We start from the raw sequence: 6,309 nt of genomic DNA on the forward strand, positions 1-6,309 counted from the left end.
TTTTCTGATATCCTGTACTTGGGTCATTGTGAGCAACCTCCATTCCTCCTTGTAACCTTCCTAATTCCCAGTTACAAGGATAAAATTAATGGGTGGAGCCTGCAATGGCCTTTTGCAAAAGTGGGGAATTCCGGGTTGCAGAAGTGGGGATTTTCTTTTGCAACTTTGTCCTATTTCATTATGCAATAAACAACGTAAGTATAACTCGCCTTTATATCATTATTTTCGACACCTAGAAGAAATGTCCTTTTTGAAGCACTGAGTATATAAAAAAAGCCCACTGGCCTAAATCGCTGGGCTTCATTATTGTTTTTAGACTTTAATGCGCCGTTCGCGCCAGTTAATATTCGGTATCGTAATGCCCTCCGCCTCAGATACGCGGATTCCAGTTTCGAGCAGCACCATCATAATGAGAAAATTCCGGTAACCGGTAAACTTCTGCTTATTCGGCGCGTCGAACAGCGCTTTAATCTGCGGTTTACTGAACGTCTCGACAATACGCTGCTCCGATTTAATCTTAGCTACTCGGTCAAACGGATTATCCTTAAGGTAGCCTTCCGTATGGGAAAAGTTAAGGAACGCGCGCCTTCCCCGTATGTACTTATCTACCGTAGTATTATATAGAATGACAAATTATGCGAAAGAGGTTAGGAACGTAAATAACCTAACCTCTTCCTAAGGATGCATTAAAGATAATTATTCCTCTTCAAATTCCGTCAAGCTGAACCTTAGTTGTCCGCCGTTCTCACGAATAATGCGTTGGAAAGACTCATCGTAACCACCTTGAGAAGTCGCTTCGATCTCAATGGTAATCGTTACCGTTCCATCATGTTTAAGAGCAAAGTGGCTCAGCACTTCATCATAAATCTTGGCAAAGTCCATCTTAGCAGTTGTTTTTGGTAATTGTACCTTACCATAGAAGCGGCGTTTCACTTGTTGCACTGGTGGAAATACAACTGGTGGTTCTGTATTATTGGGACCAATCGGGCGTGTATGTCCTCCATATGGCACACCAGTTGGCCCTACAGGTTGGTTATCTCCGCTTGTTGTAGGTGTTACGTTCCCTCCCTGTAGTTCTGCATCCCTCTGTGCTTTCAATTGCTTCTGAACAGCATCATAAGCTTGAGCAACTGTCGGATGAATTAATAAAGTAGTTCCATCAAGAATGACGTTTATGTTTTGCTCCAATGCAAATCCTTGATATTTCTCACCTTCTCGACCATATGCAACACCGAAGAAGTCCCTACTGCGGACACCAGAATCAATCGCTTGATGATAAACGGTTTGATTATGCAGACGAGGTAAGTATAAGTACTGGCAAGTCTTCTTCCAGACATCTAGAGCATGAGCATCATGTAATTCATCTTTCCAGAACCAAGTCTTAAGCATGGAATTTAGGTGGATTGGAGCCCATGTTGTTATAAGTACTCCATCTTCCTTAAGCTTGTTTGAAATCTCCACCATTGCATCACTTGCGTTAGGTTGTATCGACATAGCTTCCCAAGCTACTTCCGTTACCCCTTGGCCTTGACGCGCTTCCTGATAAGGCACTAGGAGCCATTTGAACGCTTCACGTAATGTTCTGATAACAATGTCTTGAGAGCGTAGGAGTTGCTCCTCGGCTTGTTTCTGCTGCACACGATCCAGATTAAGCCTTGCGTCCTTTATGTCACTAACAATGGATTGCCAAGATAGCACTGTGCGGATGCTCTCTCGGAGACGCTGTATCGCTTCGTAATCTGCCACTAAGAAAATCAATCGGTTCTGATGGCTGCGCGGCTGACTACCTCTCTTGGTTAAGATATCGTTCGCAATAGTTGTTGCTTGATTGTGTTCTGAACGACTATATGCGCCGCTTGGAGGGAGAACTACCAATCGCAGTTCCTCATCGTCTGGTATGTCTGCCGAAGGAGTAAATATGTGTACGCCCGTAAACTCCCGTCTTGTCTCCAACATCTTAGCGAGACGAGTCCGAATCTCCGAATCAGTATCGGTAAATCGCATTTTGCGCTCTTCCATCTCGCGGCGCAGGTTTGGGCGAGTATCATAGTAGAAACGATTATTCACATTGTTCAAGTAATGAAGAACGTCACTCATACGTCTCAGTACATCTTTATAGACACTGATAGTTTGCCCAGGCTGCACACAACCAAGCAGTATCCGCGTCTGATCGATACCCCGCTGGGATTGAAGCGTAACGCTAGGCGCACTACCCAAGAAAATTGTCCTTGCTACCCGCCGCGCAGCTTGATAAGCACCGAATCGGGAATCACGATCTATTGTAACCGTCTCTGCTCTATGTCCATCAACATCTCGTTCAAGAACGGGGTCCCATCCTTGCGGCAGATAGTATACCATTTCGTTCCGAACATCCTGATCGTTCAGCGGCAGATCACTACATTGAATCATATGAGAAGAATTGCCTTCCGTCCAAAGTTTATGAATTACTTTGGCCATGAGCTTGAGTACGCCACGAGTACGTTGAAACTTATCAAGAGAGGACCAGTCCTCATACAGACGATCAAAAACTTCAGGATGTATAGGGTATGATTGCTTTAACCGATCCATATAACGCGTCTCTTGCGTCTCAGAGGGGAAATCCGCACTGTTCTGTACATATAGTTCAGAATAAGCACGACAAACCTCTTCCACTGCGTGTCCGTCAGTAATATTAGTGAATAACCTACGCCGTACAATCTCGAAGGCTTCCTCGGTCGCAACAGGCTTCCAAAGTGCCTGAACTCGTCCGAAATACTTTTCCAGAGCGTCGAGAGCTTGTTGCCCTCGAATGCCACCAAGTTCTGCGTGTGATTCAGGTAGAGAAGCGAGCATCATGGCTTGAGGAACAGCCTTCAGAGCTTCCGTCAATGCCTGGATGAAGGACAAGTTGGAATCGAATGTACCACCTGCGTAAGTCCTTCCTTCTTCAAACTGACGCAAGTATGCAACCAGCTCATCTATGAGAATGACACATGGCGAGAATTTACTTAGTAATTCCGCCAACACAGCCTTGCCTGGTGATGTGCCGCTCACATCTGCATCTTTGACGAAATTGTAAGCTTCCGCTTGTCCAAGCTGCCATGCAAGTTCACCCCACATGGTGTGAATTAATACGCCATCTCTACTATGAGTCTGGTTTGGAGACAATTCATTCCCATCCAGTACCACAACTCGGGCTTTTGGCACATCCATAATTCCAGCAGCATCTACGATTGATGCCATCCCTTGCATTTCACTAATAGGTGCTTTACCGCTTGCCAGATGATACACTGCTAGCATCGTATGGGTCTTGCCGCCGCCAAATGCTGTTTGAAGCTGGATAACAGGGTCCCCCCCGCGTCCACTCATCCGCTTAATCACAGAATCCAGCAGCAACTTCATACCTTCGGTAATGAAAGTACGTGAATAAAACAGCTTTGCATCGCCGTACTCGGGTGATGCTGACCCTTGATGCACACGGCTTAAATCAGCCGCAAATTCGGATTGTTGAAAGGTTCCCAGTAAGACATCTTGATGCGGTATGGCGATCTCTCGCCAAGGCTTTATTCTCATAACTGACTATCTCCTTTAACTGTGCTTCAGTTAAAACAACTCAATTTGTGTCCCGTGGTGTCCAAAATCATGTGCCGCTGCAGCGATAGCATCCCAGCTAGCAATAAGTTCGTTGTAAGCACGTGCATCGTCTGACCAGCCCTTGCGCTCACACAATGTATAGAGACGATAGGCAAGGTTACGAATTGCTTCTGATCGCGCTGGCATTCCTGCGAATAATGCTCCTGCCACCTGTTCACCCTGTTGTTGTAGTGCTCGAATCATTTGGTGAAGTGCTTCCCACACAGGCGTTCGATTATCTTGCTCTGGAATCCATTCTTTCGGGTACTCTTGCCATTTTAACAAGCGAACTTTTCCTTGTCCCGATTCCAAAATACCTGCTAATTTCATACCATCAACAGTAGTACCCTTTGCTGTCGCAAGTACTTCTGCTTGCCCATAATCGCCCCTGTTCCAACCATATTGATCAAACCAATTAAGACAATACATCGTATCTGAATCAAGCTCTCCGTCAGCTTCATTTAAGTATGCATCTACTACTTTGTTAATTAATTGTAAAGCCGTCTTAACTGTCATACGTGAACCATCAGCTTCCAGGACAGCCGAATATTTAGAAAATACAGACATACCTGGCCCTATGGAAGCTTGTTGTAAATCTACTGCTGCAACTGAAGGTGATTCAAGCTTTCCTCCTATCATCGTTTCAAGAGCTTCAGGCATTAATTCATTTAATTCACGTATAAAAGCACGACGGGAGATAGACTGTGCATCTTTTAATCGTGGTCTACAGACGAGAACAATTGACGAAGCGAGAGCATTTGTGTCTTGTCCTACAAGTCTGCTACCGTTTTCGGTTCTGAGTGGCCATGTACCTGTAATAACAAGTCCTGCATTCATTACTGCTTGCAAAAAAGTTTCCCAGCCAGTAGATGATGTACCATTTTCGTTAGTTTCAGACTGTTTGAATGCATAATAAATAGTAAGAGGGAAAGCTTTATGACTGTTTAATGCTAAGTTTTCTAATGTATTTGTCATGCCGTTTAGAAAAAAGAGATCCGCTTCACTTTTACTTCCATGACGATATGGCGTCGCCACCAGTTCTTCAGTTTTAGGCACAGATATAGTGGCGAATATTGTTGGGAAGAATGGTCTCAATGTTCTTCGCATCCATACGTAAAAAAACTCTGATAGATCCGCATATCCAATATTATCGTAATATGGCGGGTCAGTAGAGATTATCTTAAGATTGCTAATTTCTTGCATGCTAGCATCTGATTGAACCGCATTACCTTTGTATGAGTTAGAGACATTACTAAAATTTTTATTTAAAGTTCGACATATTCCCTCAATCAATGTGTGCCAAGATCCCGAACTTGTTGATAGGGGATTGGACTCTGCAAATCCCCATGACATTTGTATACCCTGACGACCAAATAATTGTCTAGGGCACTGCGCTACAGGCTCCCAACGAACTAAGCAATTTCCAAGATCAGCCATCTTATCGATGGCGAATGATAAAAACACTATTATCGCATCAGCATAAGCAGAAGCACCTGACCCTCCATCATTAAGTGGTTTGATATCAGTATTAAAGTTTGCTATATTTGCATCAACAATAATTTTTTCTCTCACTTCCTTAACGAGATCAGAAAATGTAGATAATGTGACTAATTGCCGTGATGTAAAATAGTCCTTGAATTGATAAAATCCATATCGTCTTCCTTGTGCATTACTAGCAAATGTTCCCCTACATTCTTGGGTGGGTAATCCCATTTCATATTCCAAGCTTTTATAACTGTTTATCATTTCATTAATCACTTCCATTTTAACACTATCTGGAGGCAAATAGATTCTTCGTTGTTCACCTTCCACTGCCACTGCCATTATTCTAAAGCCAAGCCTGCCATTTTTAGCTTCTTCATCAATATAATCAGCTTTTATTGCTGTCCCTGACAAGATACATCTGAAGCTTGCTTTTACCTTCTTACCATCATCCTTTAAAAAACCCGTTCCGCTTGCGACTTTAGCAGGGTCTACAGGCTTATCATATTTAATTGTAAAATCGTAACTATCATTATGAATAACAGGTTCGATGTAAACCTCTTTTCCTTTACCTGATGAAAGATAAAACGTTGATACGAGAGGAACATCTACATGACTAAATGCTGGGTTAGGGCTTTTAACTGTTCTTGCCCAAATATAAGCGATAACAGTCCCCTTACCTCCACCATATTCACGTGGTAATTCAACTTTTGGGTATAATTTACCTATTCGATCAATCGCTGTATTCCGCACCCATTGTGCATAATATTTTATATCGTCTGAGAGTCCACGAATTCCTTGCCCTTCGATAGTTGCACTAACTATAACATTAGAGGCATCAGGATTTACAGGCGGCAAACCAGCGAACTTAGGGGGTATTTCTAATATCGCTTTATTAATCATCACAGAAACTGGATTCAAATCTGATGCATAGGATTCTAGACCCAATCGTTGAGCTTCTAGTGGAATTGTACCTCCACCAGCAAATGGATCGTGAAATGCAGGGTGATGATCAGGAACAAAACCAGGAATCCCTCGATTTAGTTCACACGTTTCACGCCAACTCTTCATTATTTCATTTCTTGCTTCTTTTAAAAGTTTTTCATTGTTTGTATTTTCGGTTCTTCCCAGTTTAGCGTGACTATTTGCTGTCAATCATTGTAGTAGAACCCTGAAGGGAGATACCATTGATGACGGAAAATGAGATATTTAATA

At 43.0% G+C, this 6,309-nt stretch carries 4 protein-coding genes; 1 reads left to right on the forward strand and 3 read right to left on the reverse strand.

Annotated features, from left to right (window positions below; translation table 11 throughout):
- A partial coding sequence (locus L1N85_RS26420; RefSeq protein ID WP_235242002.1) for a hypothetical protein occupies positions 1 to 189 on the forward strand: 189 nt, incomplete at its 5' end.
- 123 nt (positions 190 to 312) lie between these two features.
- Here L1N85_RS26420 and L1N85_RS28125 read toward each other — a convergent pair.
- The 3 genes from L1N85_RS28125 to L1N85_RS26430 form a co-directional block, all read right to left on the reverse strand.
- Positions 313 to 627, reverse strand: coding sequence for a tyrosine-type recombinase/integrase (locus L1N85_RS28125; protein WP_407946578.1), 315 nt, complete (start codon positions 625 to 627; stop codon positions 313 to 315).
- A 69-nt stretch (positions 628 to 696) separates the two neighbouring features.
- Positions 697 to 3,552, reverse strand: a complete 2,856-nt coding sequence (locus tag L1N85_RS26425) for an ATP-binding protein (protein WP_235242003.1) — start codon at positions 3,550 to 3,552, stop codon at positions 697 to 699.
- Between the two features lie 30 nt (positions 3,553 to 3,582).
- Positions 3,583 to 6,249 carry a DUF1156 domain-containing protein gene (locus L1N85_RS26430; RefSeq protein WP_235242004.1) on the reverse strand — a complete coding sequence of 889 codons (2,667 nt, stop codon included), beginning with the start codon at positions 6,247 to 6,249 and terminating at the stop codon, positions 3,583 to 3,585.
- Between the last annotated feature and the right edge of the window lie 60 nt (positions 6,250 to 6,309).

This window comes from Paenibacillus alkaliterrae (assembly GCF_021532375.1).
GTDB lineage: Bacteria > Bacillota > Bacilli > Paenibacillales > Paenibacillaceae > Pristimantibacillus > Pristimantibacillus alkaliterrae.

Coding starts and splice junctions, on each gene's coding strand:
- L1N85_RS26425 (WP_235242003.1), bottom strand. CDS start 3,552: ATGAGAATAAAGCCTTGGCGAGAGATCGCCATACCGCATCAAGATGTC.